This window comes from Actinomadura sp. SCN-SB, from assembly GCF_043906805.1.
Classification (GTDB): Bacteria; Actinomycetota; Actinomycetes; order Streptosporangiales; family Streptosporangiaceae; genus Spirillospora.
On sequence record NZ_JBIMPP010000216.1, the window covers coordinates 1 to 273 of the forward strand.

At 65.2% G+C, this 273-nt stretch carries 1 protein-coding gene; it reads right to left on the reverse strand.

Annotation, left to right across the window (positions count from 1 at the left end):
* The coding region (locus tag ACGWYJ_RS39105; RefSeq protein ID WP_395111771.1) for a thioredoxin family protein at nt 1–257 on the reverse strand (257 nt) is incomplete at its 3' end.
* Nucleotides 258–273 lie beyond the last annotated feature (16 nt).

Genomic DNA, 273 nt, shown 5'->3' on the forward strand with positions numbered 1-273 from the left:
CGGTGGACGGGTTCGCCGTCGCGGAAGAGGATGAGGGTGGGGAAGCCCATGACGCCGTAGCGGGCGACGATTTCGGGGTGGTCGTCGCCGTTGATCTTGCCCACGGTGAGGCGGTCGGCGTATTCGGTGGCGATCTCATCGAGGATCGGGGCGATCATTGTGCACGGGGGGCACCAGTCCGCCCAGAATTCGACCAGTACCGGCTTGTCGGCGTGGAGCGCCTGGGCGTCGAAGGTGTCCTTGGTCAAGGTCAGCATCGGTGTCCTTGGGGAA